Below are 13,727 nucleotides of genomic sequence, written 5' to 3' on the forward strand. Positions count from 1 at the left end.
TGACTATATGATTAAATTTACTTATGGGTTGCCATTAGCCTTGCTGGTGGGTATCTGAGCGTTAATTTGTCAGAATCAGGATATCCAGGATTAAAGGATTTACAGGATGTTATTGTTGATGGGAAATAGCAATTTTTCAATAATAGAAAAAAACATCCCCTAAACATTCACAAACAATTCACAAATCACAATCCTGTACATCCTCAAATCCTGGATATCCTGATTCTGACCAAAAAAATACCTAAAAACCCATACACCAAAAGACTTTTAACTCCGTTCCCATTCCCTGCGCTCGCTTTTCTCCTGTTTGTTCTTGAGTGAAGGCGAACTTTATCCTAAAATGGCCAGTAGGCATTTGGTGAAGTGGTTGATTTTAATTGCCTCTTCCTCCTAAAAACGAATCAAAAGCAGTTAAAAGTAAGATAAGTCACCTGTGAGTAGCTCCTAAACAAAAGCTAACAGCTTGATATTGGATGCTCAAAAAGGTAGGTTAGATGTTTTGAGTATCTTAGAGAGTATGATGAAAACTATGAAAGCTGAACATATTGATTTTCCAGTGCTACACTCGGAATTATTCTTACGTCATCGTCTACAGGTAGTAGAGGAATTGTGGGAGTCGGTGCTGCGTCAAGAATGCGGTCAAGAAATGGTGGATCTTTTGCGTCAACTGCGGGATTTATGTTCCCCAGAAGGACAAGCCACAAATGACCTAGCTGCCTCTGCTGTAGAATTGATTGAACAATTGAATATCAATGAAGCAATTCGTGCGGCGCGTGCCTTTGCGTTGTACTTTCAGTTGATTAATATTATTGAGCAGGAATACGAGCAAAAGCAGCAATTAAATCGCTATACTGGGGAAACTGACGAGGACGTTTTCCCCAGTATAATTTATTCCACTAATCAACGAGATGAAGAATTACCTGTTACGAAAGAAATAGGTAGCGACTTAATGACAGCAGAAACTCCCCAAAAAGGAACTTTTGCGGCTTTATTTCCCCTGTTATTTAAGTTGAATGTCCCACCCCAACAAATTCAACGCCTGATTTCCCAACTGGATATCCGCTTAGTTTTCACTGCACACCCGACGGAAATTGTCCGTCATACTATCCGGGATAAACAGCGTCAGGTGGTTCATCTTTTGCAAAAACTAGATGAAGCCCAAAATCGTGCTAGTAGCTATCCTTGGGAAACCTTGGAGGTGAAGGAAAGATTACTGGAAGAAATTCGCCTCTGGTGGCGCACTGACGAATTACATCAGTTTAAACCAACGGTTTTGGATGAAGTAGATTATGCTCTTCACTACTTTCAGGAAGTGTTGTTTGATGGTATTACGCAACTATACAAACGCTTCAAATATTCTTTGGGGGAAACTTTTCCCTGGTTACAACCACCGACGACAAATTTTTGCTCTTTTGGTTCTTGGGTAGGTTCAGACCGAGATGGTAATCCTTCGGTGACACCGGAGGTAACGTGGAAAACCGCTTGTTATCAACGAAAAATGGTCTTAGAGCGGTATATTAAGTCAGTTAAAGAGTTAGTGTCTTTATTGAGTGTATCTATGCACTGGAGTGATGTACTACCAGATTTGCTAGAGTCTTTGGAGTTGGATCAATCACAGTTAAGTGGGGTGTATGATGATTTAGCATTGCGTTTCCGCCAAGAACCTTATCGTCTGAAGTTATCTTACATTCTCAAGCGGTTAGAAAATACCCGCGATCGCAATTTGGCTTTATATAATCGGGAAACGCCAAACAATGAAGATGCACCTATGTACAGAACGGGTGCGGAATTTTTAACAGAATTGTTGTTAATTCAACGCAATTTAACGGAAACAGGTTTAAGTTGTCGAGAATTGGAAAACTTGATTTGTCAAGTGGAAATATTTGACTTTAATCTGACTCAATTAGATATTCGTCAAGAATCATCTCGTCATGCTGATGCTATCAATGAGATTCTCGAATATTTGCAACTTTTACCCCAGTCCTACAACGAATTATCAGAAGAACAGAGAATCGCTTGGTTAACTTCAGAATTGCAAACTCGGCGGCCCTTGATTCCCGCTGAATTACCATTTTCAGAAAAAACCAATGATGTAATTGAAACTTTCCGAATTTTGCGATCGCTACAACAAGAATTTGGCATTAAAATCTGTCAAACTTATATTATTAGTATGTGCCGCGAAGTTAGCGACGTACTAGAAGTTTTACTCTTAGCCAAAGAATCCAGTTTATTTGATCCTGTAGTTGCAGTGGGGACAATTCGCATCGTTCCTCTGTTTGAAACAGTAGAAGATTTACAACGTTCTAGAGGCGTAATGCGGGAACTGTTTGAATTGCCTTTATATCGGGCAATGCTGGCTGGTGGCTACGCCGCAATTAACACTTCGACTTCGCTCAGTGCAAAAGCTTCGACTTCGCTCAGTGCAGAAGCACCTCCATCTATTTCTGCTCTAAATCCTAACTTACAAGAAGTAATGTTGGGCTATTCCGATAGTAATAAAGATTCTGGTTTTTTAAGCAGTAACTGGGAAATTCATAAAGCTCAAAAATCACTTCAGAAAATCGCCGAAAGTTACGGTGTAAATCTGCGGATTTTCCACGGACGAGGCGGTTCTGTGGGACGTGGTGGCGGTCCTGCTCATGAAGCGATTTTAGCCCAACCAGGTCATAGTATTAGTGGCCGGATTAAAATTACCGAACAAGGGGAAGTCTTAGCTTCTAAATATTCCTTGTTAGATTTGGCTTTGTATCACCTAGAAACTATCACCACAGCCGTAATTCAAGCCAGTTTACTAGGAACAGGGTTTGATGACATCGAACCTTGGAATGAGATCATGGAAGAGTTATCTCATGCGTCGCGTCAACACTATCGTAACCTAATTTATGAACAACCTGATTTCATTGACTTCTTCCACCAAGTCACCCCCATTGAAGAAATCAGCCAATTGCAAATTAGTTCTCGTCCAGCCCGTCGTCCATCTGGTAAAAAAGATTTAAGTAGTCTGCGAGCGATTCCTTGGGTATTTAGTTGGACACAAACCCGGTTTTTATTACCTTCTTGGTATGGAATTGGCACAGCCTTACAAGAATTTTTAGACGCAGAACCAGAACAACATTTGAAATTACTTCGCTATTTCTACCTTAAATGGCCATTCTTTAAAATGGTGATTTCTAAAGCCGAAATGACCTTAGCAAAAGTAGACATGGAAATGGCACGTCACTATGTTGATGAATTGTCTAACCCTGAAGACAAACCTCGATTTGAGACAGTTTTTGCCCAAATTTCTAGCGAATTCTTTCTGACCAGAGATTTAGTTTTAAAAATCACCGGACACCAAAAACTATTAGATGGTGATCCAGTATTGCAACGTTCTGTACAATTAAGAAATGGAACAATTGTGCCTTTAGGATTTATCCAAGTTTCCCTATTAAAACGCCTTCGTCAATCAAAAAATGCCCCCACAACCGGAGTAATTCACTCTCGTTACAGCAAAGGAGAATTACTCCGAGGAGCATTATTAACCATCAACGGAATTGCTGCCGGCATGAGAAATACGGGTTGATAAAAAGCAAAAGGCGTAATTTCTTCACTTTGCGCCTTTGCGCCTTTGCGTGAGACAAAAATATGATCAAAAAACGCATTCTTATTTGTACCTTTTTGGCACTTTCTTCCGGTTTTTTTACTGCTTTAATAGCTGGACAAATCACCGTCATGCAACATAGCCAAAAGTGTCAAAACCAGGCTTGGGGATTTAAACAAATGTGTAGTGCTTTAGTGACTCCGGGTGCAAGTTGGCAAGGTAGCACTGCGGGACTGTGGACAGGGACAATTTTAGGGGCATTTGTGGGTGGGTTGATTACTCGTAAATCTAGTGATTGGTAATTGGAGATATGGTTTTTTCTACACTTCTGGTTCTACTCCTAAAGCGCGTAATTGGGCAATTAGGCGATCGCTTTTTTCTTTTTCACTTTCAGCCCGTTGGCGTTCATTTTCGGCTGTTTCATGACCATCAAGTAACAAATTACCATCTAAATCCCACCAACGTAGCCAAGGTAACTCCATATTTTGATATGTCCCTTGCCAAATACCTAATTCTACTCCCATAGGTGTAATCGGATAATGACCTCGTTGATTTGGTGGCAATAAATGATATTGTCCTTCCATGAGATGATATACTTCCACGCTGGCTTTACTAACTTCGTAAATGCCATAAAAGGCAGGTTTAATCACTTGTTCATAAATCCAAAATTTCCCCTGCCAAGGTGTTTTATCTCTTTCTTCTGTGCCATTTCCTGATACAAATTCTAAAGCAATTAATGGGGCAATAAATTCTTGCCAAAGCACATAGGAACGTCGGACTTTACCATCTAATAATGGTGGCACATGAGGAACATAAAACCAATCAGGGGCTTCTGCACCTCGTTCTGGTGGTTCAGTTATTCGCCAATAAATACCGCTATCTTGACCTATAGCATATTGTCCATCAGCGTGGAGTTTTTGTAATACTGGAATAATAGATTGAGTTAGTAGAATACTTTGAGGATGTTCCTGGAAATTTTTCACAAATAGTCCGTTAGATTCTGGTAGTTGAGTATGATCTGGAAGGCTGGTTTGTGTATAGGGAGGATCTGCGGTAAAGGTCATGATGTCCTCGTATTTTAGAAGGTTTATTGTAGTTAAGAATTTAAGACTCCTAACTTCTGAGATTAAGTAGGATGACAATAAACAAATTATAACAATAATTTACAGATACCTGAACTTACCTGAATTATACTGTACACAGTGCATTATCCTTCATCTTGTTAAGAATGAACAGTAATTCATCTATGTCGGTAGAGCCAAAACAAGAACTCTTGTTTTTGTCATCAGAGATGGGAAACGGAAATATATTGCCAGAAAAAAGCCAATTTGGCGATAAAACTCCAAATAATTGTCAGGATTTTTGGCAATTATGGGACCTACATCAAGGTTATCTTTACAACTGTTGTTTAAAATGGCTCAACGGTAATTACCATGATACAGAAGATGTAGTCAATCAGGTAATGCTTAAAGCTTGGGGTCAATGGACACAATCTACAAATGACATTGAACATCCTAAATCGTGGTTATCTCAAATTACTTATAACTATTGCATTGATGTCTATCGAAAACGTCAACGAGAAGTTGCAAAAGTTGATAATATTGACGACATTCAATTTGCAGATCATCCAATACTTACTTCTAATTTACAACCTCCTGAATCCTGGCTTTTAAATCTGGAAATGGCGGCATATCTCAAGTATAAAATTGCATCTTTACCCGATAAATTACGCCATCCTTTTATTTTATGTTGTTGTCAAAACAAATCCTATCCAGATATCGCTCAACAACTCACCATTTCTGAAGAGAACCTTCGTAAACGTATTCAAAAAGCGCGAAAGATTCTACAAAAGCAGTTAAAGAAGTATCTTGCGGGGGAAGATAACACTGCTTTTGATTCCTTTTCACCATTAAACACCGTGATTCCAATAGTAGAAGAATTAGAATCTGAGCAAATATGGAATCATGATGAGGAATCATCAATACCTACAAAAAGCCAACAGCAAGAAATTAATTATAAAGCAACTTTAATATGCCTGGAATCCTTACCACATCATTGGTACAATTGACTCAGCCATCTGGGCTAAAGATGAATATTCAGTTATTTATAGCAGAAAAATCAGCCAGACAACAGCAGAAAATTATCGCTTTAAACAAGTACATTGAAAAATATCCTCAAGGATGGAAAAAAAGATTAGAATTAGCTGATTTGCTTTACGAAATAGGAAACTGGTCACAAGCTGTTATCGAATATAATCAAGTAATTGAGCGACAACCTCAACTACTTGATGTGCATCTAAAATTGGGAAAGATATTGCAGTTAATGGGACAACAAAAAGAGGCTTTACAAGTATATGATACAGCCCTATTTTTGTCTGAAAATCCAGGAACTCAGTATCATATAAAAGGATTGATTGCAGTTTGCGAAGGTGACAATGAAAAAGCTCTCACAGCCTTTAATTTAGCGGCTAGTTTAGAACCTGATCAAGTATTTCACCGACTGGCTTTGTCACAGGTATATCAAAATGTAGAAAATCCCCTGGGTATTCTCCGCACCCTAGAGCCGATTTTAGCAATTAATCCAGATGATGTTATGTCCCTGATTTACAGCTATGATGCCCTGATGGTGGTGGGGGATATACAAACGGCGAAAGAGAGGTTTAACAGCCTTATAGCCCTAGCTGGTGATGATTTTCGGGTAATACAACGACAAATTGATCAACGTTTGCCGGCGAGAATGGTATCCGGTGAAGAAGGGAAAATTACTAAAAAAATGATTACCTCCTTACTAGGAACAGTTCCCCATAGTGTTGAAGTCCATAAATCCTTGGCCTACTATCACATTCTACGAGGGGATTGGGCGCAAGGGGTGGAGGTATTAGCCAAATTTACCACAGAATCCCCCAATTATCCCTATGGTTGGTATTATTATGGGCTGAGTTTATTCCACACAGGGAAATACCAGCAAGGGGCGGAAATGATGGAGAAAGCGTATTATCTGTATCCCCATGACCGGAAAATTTATTAGGGTTTGTGTGAAATTTTACCCCTTGCACCTCACCCAGAGAAGAGTAAAACGATTCTTGCTTCCATAGTGGAGGAGATGTTAACGCGCTTTCCTGAATGCTGGAGTATGTGGACAACTGCGGGGCGGGTATTGGTGGAACATTTTCCAGACATTGAACGGGGTTGTCAGGTTTCCCAACAGGGGACAAAACTACAACCCCAGTTAGCTGATGCTTGGTTACGTCATGGCCAGGTGTTGATTTTGGCTTGTAAACATCGGGAAGCCGTGGAAGCCTTAAAAAAAGCATGGGAGCTTTTACCAGATGGCGGTTATTTGCAATCCGTACCGGCGGCGTTCTGGTTGGGGGAGAGTTATCGAGTTTTGAAGAATGCTAAGGCTAGTAAACGGTGGTGGGAGGTAGCTGCTCAAGGATGTCAGGAGTTGAGGTTATTTAACCCAGCCATGGCTGATTACTGGTTAGGGAGGGTGATGTTTCGCTTGGGGGATAAGTCGGGGGCTAGACAGGCTTATAAAGGGGCTTTGAGTCAGCAGTTGTTGTACCCTGTCCGTGGGGAGGTGGAGAGAATTTTGGAGAAGCTTAAAAGGTAAGAGGGGTAAGGGTTATGGCGATTTAGGGTGTTTTTTTTGGGGGGGGGAAATTTGTCCGTAACTCGAAAAATTCACAAATGGGGGGAGTAAAACGTCTAAATAGTGTGGGAAAAAACCACTTGAGCGGATGCCCGTATCCGTCTCAAGCGTCTTTATCCACAAATAGAAAACTGACAGACCACTAGTCATATCAAAGGAAAAATCAAAATGAAATCTTTAACCATTGTAAGTGTAAAGTGCATCAAACCATCTTCAGGAATTGACTCCATAGCCCAGAGTCTATTTGGTCTAATTGGTGGTGCTATTGCTGGTACTGCGACATTTGTAGCTGGCGCTGCGTCTGGTGGCTTACTTATAGCAGCTACTGGAGTAGCTGCGGCTGGAGGTGCGAGCGCAGGTGTGGCTGTGATTAATGGACTCGATTATTTTTTTGCAGGAGCAGATGAACTTTATATTAGAGTTAATGGTTCCAAAGTATGGCCGTCCGGTAAATACAAGGACATGATGTCACAGCAAACTAAGGAAGTTGGACATACGCTACCTTTGAATGATAAGGTAAAAATTCAATTGTGGGAATATGATACTATAAGTTCTGACGATCTACTTGGTTATTTAGACCTTGGTGCAGACCATCAAACTGGTAGTTTCACTTATTTAGTACAAAATCAATACGAAGGAAGTATCTATGAAATTAATATTAAAATATCATAGTGCGATCGCCTGATATTGTAGGGTGCGTTAATGAAATGTAATGCACCTTATGTATGTTTATTTACTGATTTTCGGTGCGTTACGCTGTCGCTAACGCACCCTACATTTTTGTAGTGGTTGATAGCCTTTCCCTTGTTTCCTCACAAATCAATCAACTTAATTTAGTATAAACTGGGTTTTGTTACTATAATTTTTGTTACTATAATTTATGTTTCTAAATCTTTAATTGCCTTTTGAACCTTTCATCTGAGATATTATGCTATTAACAGTGGTTAAATAAGTTTAATTTATGTATGCCAGCTAAAGATTTATTTCATAATACAGTTAAAACAGTCCTGACAAAAGATGGATGGACAATAGATGTTTATGATGAGTTTTTTAGTCGGAAGTTTATTCAAAGAATAATTGGCGAATATGACCTAAAATTACTGATTTTTAACCCAGATCAAGAGGAGATTGTGATATGGAGAGACTAAATTACAAAGAAATAGTCCAAACAATTCTGGAAGGTCACGCAAGAAATCGCCCAAATAATCAAACAGAAGTCAAATTGATATTTGATCCGGAGCGCGATCATTATCAAGTTATTAATATTGGTTGGCAAGAACTAACGCGAATATTTGGTTGTATTATTTACGTAGAAATTAAAGATGGCAAAATTTGGATTGAACGCGATGGCACAGAAATCGGAGTAGCTAATGAATTAGTAGAAGCTGGAGTTCCTAAACAAGATATAGTTTTGGGTTTTAAAGCTCCATACAAACGGAAATTTACCGAGTTTGCTGCTAGTTGAAAATGTGATTGAAGTCAAAAAACGTTCCCATTACAAACCAATCACTTTCCCTATCTTCGAGGCTATTCTTACCTACCTCCAATTCCTCCTGATAGCGAAGCGTGGCGTTAGCCATACTCCTACCTCTCACGAAAAGACTTTTTCAGCAAACCCTATTTATGATTACGGGCTTATGTTTTTTACTCATATTACACCATAATTGGGCAAAGGGCAAATATCCCCGCTTTTACCTGTAATACCCGCAATAATATTTAAAACCAATTTTTATTCAGCAGTTTGTTACTGACAATGACCACAAACATTAACAAACCAAACTGAATTGGCCAAGGTGCTAATACTAAACTTACAATAAAAATGACGGCTGTGAACACACCTGCAATATTGGTGATTTCATCATCATTTCTTTGGAAGAGATAGCCAGTCATTACACCTGTAACTAATGTTATTAAGAAAAATAAAGGCATTTTCACTAATCTCCAAACTACGAGCTACTGTTTAATACCAGTAGATTTTAACCTTCTTCAAGAACGTTATTAACATTATACTTAAGTAAGACAAAATGGCAACAAATTTATTCTCAAGTGATGAAATTAGCTATTTTAAAATGATGCCATTATTTGCTAAATTAAGTTAACACTATCTATTCGTGCTGGAATCAATTTAACACTTTCAATTTAAATATCCAATGTTGAACATTTCCCAACTCCTCGCAACTGAACTAAAACTTAAACCCCACCAAGTACAAAATGCGCTAGAACTCTTAGCAGAAGGGGCGACAATTCCCTTTATTGCGCGTTACCGTAAAGAACGCACTGATGAAATGGATGAAGTGCAATTACGGGATTTACAAGATAGGCATAATTACTTAACGGAGTTAGAAGAAAGAAAGAAAGTAATTGTGAATGCGATCGCTCAACAAGATAAACTTACTCCAGAACTACAAGCAAAAATAGCATCCTGTCTCCAAAAAACCGAACTGGAAGATTTATATTTACCCTATCGTCCTAAACGTCGGACACGCGCTACCATTGCCAGAGAAAAAGGGCTAGAAGCACTGGCTACATTTATTAAATCCCTAAATGTTAAAAATGGTATTTCCGCATCTTTAGAGGCAGAATCAGCAAAGTATATTTCGGAAACCTTGGGAGTAAAAAGCGCAGATGAAGCTTTAAAAGGTGCGTCTGATATTTTAGCTGAAGAAGTAGCAGAAAAAGCAGAATTACGCGCTCATGTACGCGATTATCTGTTAGAGAATGGGGTGTTTATTTCTCGGATTAAAGACGAACATCCTCAAGGGACAACTAAATTTGAAATGTACCGAAATTATCAGATTAGAGTCAAAAATATTGCCCCTCATAATCTGTTGGCTTTATGTCGAGGAGAAGATGAAAAAATTCTCAGTTTTGAAGTTGCGTTTGATGAAGATTTTGTGCTGAGTTATTTAGAATCTCAAGAAATAAAAACTCAAGTTCGCAATATTCGAGATTTTTATCAAGTCATGTTAAAAGATAGTTTTAACCGCTTGATGAAAACTTCCTTAATTAGCGAAGTAACAAACGAGAAAAAAACCTTTGCTGACATAGAATCAATCAAAACTTTTGAAACCAATTTACGAGAATTGCTATTATCCGCACCAGCAGGAATGAAACCGACAATGGCTATAGATCCAGGTTTTAGAACCGGGTGTAAAGTCGCTATATTAGATGAAACTGGGCAATTTTTAGAATATCAAGCTGTCTTTCCCCACCAAGCAGCAGAACAACGCCAAAAAGCCGCCCAAACTATTAAAAAATTACTTGAAAAATACCAAGTTCAATTAATCGCTATTGGTAACGGTACAGCGTCACGAGAAACAGAAGAATTTGTGGCCGAAATATTACCAAATATAGCCCATAAACCAGTTAAAGTTATGGTAAATGAATCTGGTGCATCTATATATTCTGCCAGCGACGTAGCTAGAGAAGAATTTCCCGATTTAGATATTACCGTGCGGGGTGCAATTAGTATTGGGAGAAGATTACAAGATCCTTTAGCCGAATTAGTCAAAATAGATCCTAAATCAATTGGTGTCGGACAATATCAACATGACGTTGATCAAAAATTACTGAAAAAGAAATTAGATGAAACCGTCGAAAGTTGCGTTAACTATGTGGGTGTAGACTTAAATACTGCTTCCAAAGAACTGCTGACATTTGTTTCGGGAATTACCCCCACCATAGCTAATAATATTATTGCCTATCGTAACCAAAATGGCGCATTTAAAAATCGTCGTCAACTTTTGAAAGTAGCGAAATTAGGACCTAAAGCCTTTGAACAAGCAGCAGGGTTTTTAAGAATTCGTGGTGGTGAAAACCCCTTAGATAATACCGCAGTTCATCCAGAAAGTTACTCTTTGGTACAATCTATCGCGGCTGATTTAGGAGTATCCTTAAATCAAGTGACACAAGTTGCAGAAAACCTCAAAAAAGCCAACATCAAAAAATACGTTACCGAAACCATTGGAGAACCAACCCTGCGCGACATTCTCAGCGAATTAGAAAAACCAGGCAGAGATCCTCGTGCGGAATTCAAATATGCTACCTTTAAAGAAGGAATCAAAGAAATTAAAGATCTAACCGTCGGAATGCAACTAGAAGGAATCATTACCAACGTTGCTAACTTCGGTGCTTTCGTTGATATTGGAGTTCATCAAGATGGTTTAGTGCATATTTCCCAACTTGCTGATAGATTTGTAGATGATCCGAAAAAAATTGTGAAAGTTGGACAAGTCGTTAAAGTGCAAGTTTTAGAAATCAACGAAAAACTCAAACGCATAAGCTTATCAATGAAAGGAATCAAACAATAATTACCTCTCCCTGACTTGTTATACTCAAAACGGCTAGAAGCTGGACTTTTTTATCATACAAAGAACAAGGTTTAAAGCCTCTCCCCGCACCTCTCCCTATAGGAGAGGGAAAAGGAATAACATTTAATACTGGAGAGGTTTACCAGAGGGGTTTCATATTTGGTTAAACTATGAACCGTTTGCAGTATAGTTAGGTAAATTGTCAGAAGTGGCTAACACCTCCCGTAAGAGGGTGTTTGAAAAGTTATGGTTGATGTATCAAATATTTTTTACCCCTCCCTAACCCTCCCCTTGTAAAGGGCAGGGAACTGGATTTTTATTGTTTCCCCCCTTTCCCCTTGTAAAGGGGGTAGCAATATGATGAAAATTACGGAATACCACTTTTAAAACATCCTCTAAGGGATACAGGATATGCAGGATTAAAGGATGAAAATCAGAGATTTGATCACAAATCACCAAATGTTTACCTGTCCTTTGTATTCTGTTGTTGAATAATCTCGCTAATTTCTGCCAAACTTAAGTTTAAAACTTGTGCGATTTGTTCTCCAGTTAAACCCAATCCTATCAATCCAGGAACTGCGTCTAATTTGGCTTTGCGTTCACCTACTTCTATTCCTTCTTCCTTTCCCTCTTCTTTTGCTTCTTGATAAAATCGGGTTTGTTTTAACTCACTTAATCCAAACATGGCTTCTATTTCCTCCCTATTCATTCTTGGAAACTTGTAAATTAAAATTGTCTCGATGATTTGTAATACTTGTTGCTTGGAAAGTCATTGCATGGGGAACAGAATTTTGTGATTGTAAAGGTAAACTTAGACCTTCTCGCATTTTCTTTCCCATTTGGTTTGCTGCGTCGCGATTGAAGGCTAAAAGTAACATTTCTCCTGGTGCAATACCACAATGTTTCTGTAAAAATATTGCTCGGTTGACTAATGTTGATGTTTTACCACTTCCTGCTCTAGCTATTACTTGTACATGATTTGCAAGAGTACCAATTGCTTCTGCTTGTTGAGGATCAGGAGAGAATTTTAAATCTGGTTTTGTTTTTATCCAATTTTGTATGTACTTCGATTTTTCGGATCGGTACTCTTCCGATGATACGTATTCAGTACAATGAAGTTGATAAAAGTTGTCGGCATTAAGAAAGTTATTTTCAAATTCGTCTTTTATGTTTTGTAGTAGAGATAATTTTTTACCTATCTTGGTTTCTTCCCACCTTACTCCAGGTGTAAGTTTTAGAACTTCATCCCATATTATAGAAGGTACAATCTGATTGAATTTTCGAATAAATTGTTTTTTGCTATATTTAAAAATAAAGCCAGAACCATAATCTACTCTTAGTAAGAATTTAGACGTTCTCAAATATTTTATTTCAATAACTTTTCCTTGTTGGTAAAATGTTACACCTTGTATATCTTTTCTGGAATGTTCATATTCAAGTTTGTTGTCAAAGCGACTAACTTCTCTTCCAACCAGAAGATTCCAGAGGTCATCATGATCACCAATAACCTCTGCAAACTTTTGAACAGTATCAATCTGTGAACTGCTATCCATAAGCGACCCTAAATCAAAATAAGCTCTATTGCTAAAAAATAGCGTTGAATATTACCTGTGACATTTAAAATTAGATTTTTCAGTTAATTAATTTTGTTGTTTCTTGGAAAGATTATATAAAAGTATTATCTCATCAACTATTTCTTCAAGTGTATCCTGATCGGTCGCTGGATCTAACTTGTTTAAAAGTTGTGCAACTTTTTCAAATTATTCTCTTATATCTTCTGGAGTAGATTCTCTGATTCTTGGATTATTTAAATCATCGCCTAAACGCTCTATACTCTTAGACGCAACCATTAATCGTTCATAAAGAGAACCTTCTTCCTTCGTTAAACTATCAAGAGTATTTATTGCTTCTTGCAATGCACCAGACATATACTCACCTATTAAATATACATATCAATCCATGTTACACACTCATTAAGTCTAAGTCAACTTTTTGGCAAAATTTTTCCTGATTGATGGAAGGTGTTTGAAATAAAACAGTTGCACTAGAGAAATACACGATGCAATTTAGTTACAATGGGATAATGTAGAAACACAGTCATCGTCAATCTGACATTTCCACAGAAACAATGATAAAATAGTTTGTGAATAAAGTCTTTGTTTGTGCCTATTCTTAATGCGATT

The 13,727-nt window shown here is 38.1% G+C and carries 14 protein-coding genes and 1 pseudogene; 9 read left to right on the forward strand and 6 right to left on the reverse strand.

All coding sequences use genetic code 11. The annotated features are described in order from the left end of the window. Nucleotides 1–520: 520 nt before the first annotated feature. Together ppc and FJR06_RS15020 are read left to right on the forward strand one after the other, a co-directional pair. Nucleotides 521–3,562 (forward strand): phosphoenolpyruvate carboxylase, encoded by a 3,042-nt coding sequence (gene ppc, locus FJR06_RS15015; RefSeq protein WP_168651734.1) that lies wholly within the window; start codon nucleotides 521–523, stop codon nucleotides 3,560–3,562. Between the two features lie 62 nt (nucleotides 3,563–3,624). Then, a complete protein-coding gene (locus FJR06_RS15020) occupies nucleotides 3,625–3,882 on the forward strand; it encodes a hypothetical protein (protein ID WP_015078792.1) in 258 nt (85 codons plus the stop codon). Nucleotides 3,883–3,900: 18 nt separating this feature from the next. Here FJR06_RS15020 and FJR06_RS15025 read toward each other — a convergent pair whose 3' ends face one another. Beyond that, nucleotides 3,901–4,644: a Uma2 family endonuclease gene (locus FJR06_RS15025; protein WP_168651722.1), complete on the reverse strand. Its 744-nt coding sequence runs from the start codon at nucleotides 4,642–4,644 to the stop codon at nucleotides 3,901–3,903. 182 nt (nucleotides 4,645–4,826) lie between these two features. On the opposite strand from FJR06_RS15025, the gene FJR06_RS15030 reads away from it, so the two are divergent. From FJR06_RS15030 to FJR06_RS15055, 6 genes are all read left to right on the forward strand, one after another. Beyond that, a complete protein-coding gene (locus FJR06_RS15030) occupies nucleotides 4,827–5,648 on the forward strand; it encodes an RNA polymerase sigma factor (protein WP_254434436.1) in 822 nt (273 codons plus the stop codon). Continuing rightward, the gene (locus tag FJR06_RS24000; RefSeq protein WP_168651724.1) at nucleotides 5,612–6,607 is read left to right on the forward strand and encodes a tetratricopeptide repeat protein; all 996 of its coding nucleotides are present in this window, start codon (nucleotides 5,612–5,614) and stop codon (nucleotides 6,605–6,607) included. Before FJR06_RS15030 ends, FJR06_RS24000 begins: the two co-directional genes overlap by 37 nt. Before the next feature lie 75 nt (nucleotides 6,608–6,682). After that, the gene (locus tag FJR06_RS24005) at nucleotides 6,683–7,195 is read left to right on the forward strand and encodes a tol-pal system YbgF family protein (RefSeq protein ID WP_168651725.1); all 513 of its coding nucleotides are present in this window, start codon (nucleotides 6,683–6,685) and stop codon (nucleotides 7,193–7,195) included. 207 nt (nucleotides 7,196–7,402) lie between these two features. Continuing rightward, nucleotides 7,403–7,906, forward strand: coding sequence for a hypothetical protein (locus tag FJR06_RS15045; RefSeq protein ID WP_168651726.1), 504 nt, complete (start codon nucleotides 7,403–7,405; stop codon nucleotides 7,904–7,906). Between the two features lie 293 nt (nucleotides 7,907–8,199). Further along, entirely contained in the window at nucleotides 8,200–8,382 is a 183-nt protein-coding gene (locus FJR06_RS15050) for an element excision factor XisH family protein (protein ID WP_168634508.1), read from the forward strand. Next, on the forward strand, nucleotides 8,370–8,699 hold the full coding sequence (locus FJR06_RS15055) for a XisI protein (protein WP_015078798.1): 330 nt from the start codon (nucleotides 8,370–8,372) through the stop codon (nucleotides 8,697–8,699). The genes FJR06_RS15050 and FJR06_RS15055 overlap by 13 nt, the downstream gene beginning before the upstream one ends. Here the strand turns inward: FJR06_RS15055 and FJR06_RS24725 are convergent. Together FJR06_RS24725 and FJR06_RS15060 are read right to left on the reverse strand one after the other, a co-directional pair. After that, complete coding sequence (locus FJR06_RS24725) at nucleotides 8,692–8,814, reverse strand: hypothetical protein (protein WP_256369509.1); 123 nt, start codon at nucleotides 8,812–8,814, stop codon at nucleotides 8,692–8,694. The two genes, FJR06_RS15055 and FJR06_RS24725, sit on opposite strands and share 8 nt — an antisense overlap. A gap of 136 nt (nucleotides 8,815–8,950) precedes the next feature. After that, complete coding sequence (locus FJR06_RS15060) at nucleotides 8,951–9,163, reverse strand: hypothetical protein (RefSeq protein ID WP_015078799.1); 213 nt, start codon at nucleotides 9,161–9,163, stop codon at nucleotides 8,951–8,953. Between the two features lie 221 nt (nucleotides 9,164–9,384). Here FJR06_RS15060 and FJR06_RS15065 point away from each other — a divergent pair, with 221 nt between their 5' ends. Next, entirely contained in the window at nucleotides 9,385–11,544 is a 2,160-nt protein-coding gene (locus FJR06_RS15065; RefSeq protein ID WP_015078800.1) for a Tex family protein, read from the forward strand. 463 nt (nucleotides 11,545–12,007) lie between these two features. On the opposite strand, the pseudogene FJR06_RS15070 reads toward FJR06_RS15065, so the two are convergent. The 3 genes and pseudogenes from FJR06_RS15070 to FJR06_RS15080 all read right to left on the reverse strand — a co-directional run. Continuing rightward, nucleotides 12,008–12,307: pseudogene (locus FJR06_RS15070) on the reverse strand (Rpn family recombination-promoting nuclease/putative transposase); the annotation flags it as partial. Then, entirely contained in the window at nucleotides 12,246–13,097 is an 852-nt protein-coding gene (locus FJR06_RS15075) for a UvrD-helicase domain-containing protein (RefSeq protein ID WP_015078803.1), read from the reverse strand. The pseudogene FJR06_RS15070 and the gene FJR06_RS15075, both read right to left, overlap by 62 nt. A gap of 207 nt (nucleotides 13,098–13,304) precedes the next feature. Continuing rightward, a complete protein-coding gene (locus FJR06_RS15080; protein WP_015078804.1) occupies nucleotides 13,305–13,472 on the reverse strand; it encodes a hypothetical protein in 168 nt (55 codons plus the stop codon). Between the last annotated feature and the right edge of the window lie 255 nt (nucleotides 13,473–13,727).

Origin of the sequence: Dolichospermum sp. UHCC 0352, from assembly GCF_009711925.1 — a bacterium.
Lineage (GTDB): Bacteria > Cyanobacteriota > Cyanobacteriia > Cyanobacteriales > Nostocaceae > Dolichospermum > Dolichospermum lemmermannii.

What these genes read in the sequence shown, in the direction of transcription:
- ppc (WP_168651734.1), top strand. Translation starts at nt 521, where the DNA reads ATGAAAACTATGAAAGCTGAACATATTGATTTTCCAGTGCTACACTCG.
- FJR06_RS15020 (WP_015078792.1), top strand. Translation starts at nt 3,625, where the DNA reads ATGATCAAAAAACGCATTCTTATTTGTACCTTTTTGGCACTTTCTTCC.
- FJR06_RS15025 (WP_168651722.1), bottom strand. Translation starts at nt 4,644, where the DNA reads ATGACCTTTACCGCAGATCCTCCCTATACACAAACCAGCCTTCCAGAT.
- FJR06_RS15030 (WP_254434436.1), top strand. Translation starts at nt 4,827, where the DNA reads ATGTCGGTAGAGCCAAAACAAGAACTCTTGTTTTTGTCATCAGAGATG.
- FJR06_RS24000 (WP_168651724.1), top strand. Translation starts at nt 5,612, where the DNA reads ATGCCTGGAATCCTTACCACATCATTGGTACAATTGACTCAGCCATCT.
- FJR06_RS24005 (WP_168651725.1), top strand. Translation starts at nt 6,683, where the DNA reads ATGTTAACGCGCTTTCCTGAATGCTGGAGTATGTGGACAACTGCGGGG.
- FJR06_RS15045 (WP_168651726.1), top strand. Translation starts at nt 7,403, where the DNA reads ATGAAATCTTTAACCATTGTAAGTGTAAAGTGCATCAAACCATCTTCA.
- FJR06_RS15050 (WP_168634508.1), top strand. Translation starts at nt 8,200, where the DNA reads ATGCCAGCTAAAGATTTATTTCATAATACAGTTAAAACAGTCCTGACA.
- FJR06_RS15055 (WP_015078798.1), top strand. Translation starts at nt 8,370, where the DNA reads ATGGAGAGACTAAATTACAAAGAAATAGTCCAAACAATTCTGGAAGGT.
- FJR06_RS24725 (WP_256369509.1), bottom strand. Translation starts at nt 8,814, where the DNA reads ATGGCTAACGCCACGCTTCGCTATCAGGAGGAATTGGAGGTAGGTAAG.
- FJR06_RS15060 (WP_015078799.1), bottom strand. Translation starts at nt 9,163, where the DNA reads ATGCCTTTATTTTTCTTAATAACATTAGTTACAGGTGTAATGACTGGC.
- FJR06_RS15065 (WP_015078800.1), top strand. Translation starts at nt 9,385, where the DNA reads ATGTTGAACATTTCCCAACTCCTCGCAACTGAACTAAAACTTAAACCC.
- FJR06_RS15075 (WP_015078803.1), bottom strand. Translation starts at nt 13,097, where the DNA reads ATGGATAGCAGTTCACAGATTGATACTGTTCAAAAGTTTGCAGAGGTT.
- FJR06_RS15080 (WP_015078804.1), bottom strand. Translation starts at nt 13,472, where the DNA reads ATGTCTGGTGCATTGCAAGAAGCAATAAATACTCTTGATAGTTTAACG.